The 2275-nt window shown below is 70.3% G+C and carries 1 protein-coding gene and 1 pseudogene; both read right to left on the bottom strand.

What is annotated here, in order from left to right:
• Positions 1–1532 (bottom strand): FtsW/RodA/SpoVE family cell cycle protein (locus ACTIR_RS21335; protein WP_065388533.1); only part of this gene is annotated, 1532 nt, incomplete at its 3' end.
• Positions 1532–2275, bottom strand: a pseudogene (locus tag ACTIR_RS0102895) (protein phosphatase); the annotation flags it as partial. The gene ACTIR_RS21335 and the pseudogene ACTIR_RS0102895, both read right to left, overlap by 1 nt.

Raw genomic sequence — 2275 nt, 5'->3', positions numbered from 1 at the left:
GGCGCCGGTGTGGCTCCCGGTGCGGGGGCGCCGCCGTCCGACGGGCCGTGCGGATCGGGCGCGGCCCCGCCGGCGGGACGTTGGACCATGACCGTGTGGGCGTCGGCCAGTGGCGCCTGCTGGACCTGCGGTTTCGGCTTCGGGGGCTGTTGCGGACGCCGGGCCGCGTCCGAGATGCGCAGCAGCAACGCCACCAGGATGTAGTTGGCCAGCAGGGACGATCCGCCCGCCGACATGAACGGGGTGGTCACACCGGTCATCGGGATGAGCTTGGTGACCCCGCCGACGATCACGAAGACCTGCATGACGATCGCGAACGAGAGCCCGCCGCCGAGCAGTTTGCCGAAGGTGTCGCGTACGGCCAGCGCGCTGCGCATGCCCCGCATGGCGAGCAGGAGGTACACCATGAGCGTGGCCGCGAGCCCGACGAAACCGAGCTCCTCACCGATGGCGGCACTGATGAAGTCGGTGTGTGCCTCCGGCACCGTGTCCGGCCGCCCGGAGCCGAGCCCGGTGCCGAACATGCCTCCGGTGGCGAGTCCGAACAGCGCCTGCGCGATCTGGTACCCGCCACCGGCCTCGTCGTAGGTGGCCAGGGGGTCGATCCAGTTCGCGATGCGCTGCTGCACGTGGGTGAACAGCGCATAGGCGATCAGTCCGCCGACCGCGAACATGCTCAGACCGAGCACGACCCAGATGATCCGCTCGGTGGCGACGTAGAGCATCACCAGCACGATGCCGAAGAACAGCAGCGCGGTGCCGAGATCCTTCTCGAACACGAGGATGCCGAGACAGGCCAGCGCGGCGATGATGATCGGCCCCAGGTCGCGCGCGCGGGGGAGTTCCACCCCGGCGATCCGCTTCCCCGCCGTCATGAACAGGTCCCGTTTCGACACCAGGAACGACGCGAAGAAGATCATCAGAAGGATTTTGGCGAACTCCCCGGGTTGGATGGAGAAGCCGGGAAGTTTCAGCCACACCTTCGCGCCGTTGACCTCGGAGATCGAGCTCGGCAGCACGGCGGGCAGGGCCAGCGCGACCAGTCCGACGAGTCCGGAGATGTAGGCGTAGCGGGTCAACGCGCGATGGTCCGGGACGACGACCAGCAGCGCCAGGAACAGCGCCAGCGCCATCACCGTGAACAGCACCTGCCGGGGCGCGTTGCCCGCGGCCTCCTCCCCGGCCGCCAACGCCTGCTGGGCCTCGGCGAGGTCGATCCGGTAGATCATCACCAGTCCGAGCCCGTTGAGCAGCGCGACGCACGGGAGGATCAGCGGGTCCGCGTAGGTGGCCCACCGGCGGACCGCCAGGTGTGCCACGGCGAAGATCGCGAGATAGGCGAGGCCGTACCAGACCACCGACCAGGACAGCTCCTGCTCCTGGTTGGCCTGCACCAGCACGAACGCCGAGGTGACGATGACCGCCGCGAAGGTGAGCAGTCCCAGTTCGGTGCCACGCCGGGTCGGCAGCTCACGCGGCGGGTTGGTCGTGTACTGGGCCGCCGCACCGGAGTTCGCCGCGGGTGCCGCCATCAGTTACCGCCCGAGTCGGGCACCGGACGGCAGTCCACACCCGGCCGCTGACCGCCCTCGTGCCGTTCCGCGCCCGTCCCGGTCGGTTCCGTGTCGGCGTCCCCGGTGGAACCGTCGTCCCCTGTGGAGCCGTCGTTCCCGCCGGTGGCGGGCACGGAGGTCTGTCCGGCGGAGTTCTGTTCGGTGGAGTCCTGTCCCGCGGGATCCTGGTCGGTGCCACCACCCTGCTCGACACCGCCGAATCCGCCGCCCTGGACCGACCCGGACGTGTCGTCGCACGGTTCGAGCATGTTGTTGCGGCGCAGCGAGTTGATGTAGGAGCGCGACTCGTCGAGGTTCTCGCGGTTGACGCCGTTGCGCACGGCCTCCCGGGCGTGCTGTTCGAGGTCCCGCAGGCGCAGTGGATCGCACATCGAGGCCTCCGGGGGGCAGGAGCCCTCCGCCCGGCGGTGCAGGTCGAAACCGAGGATGCTGCCGGGGACACCCTGATGGATGACGACCTCGCCGTCGTCCGCGCCGACGTAGTACTGGCCGAGCACGAAGTAGCGGGTGGCCAGCCCCGTGGCCGCGAGCAGCACCACCGCGAGCCCGAACGCGGACAGCAGCCGAAAACGTTTGCGGCGCTTCGCCTTCGGGTCCGGTGGGGTCTCGGCCTGCTGTTCGGCCGGTCCGGGTTGCTCGGCCCCGGCCGGGTCGGCGGGCGCGGTGAGCGCACGGGCCCGCGCGGCGGGGGAGTCGCCCGT

This window comes from Saccharomonospora iraqiensis subsp. iraqiensis, from assembly GCF_000430445.1.
Classification (GTDB): domain Bacteria; phylum Actinomycetota; class Actinomycetes; order Mycobacteriales; family Pseudonocardiaceae; genus Saccharomonospora; species Saccharomonospora iraqiensis.
This window is presented reverse-complemented; position numbering and strand designations above follow the sequence as displayed.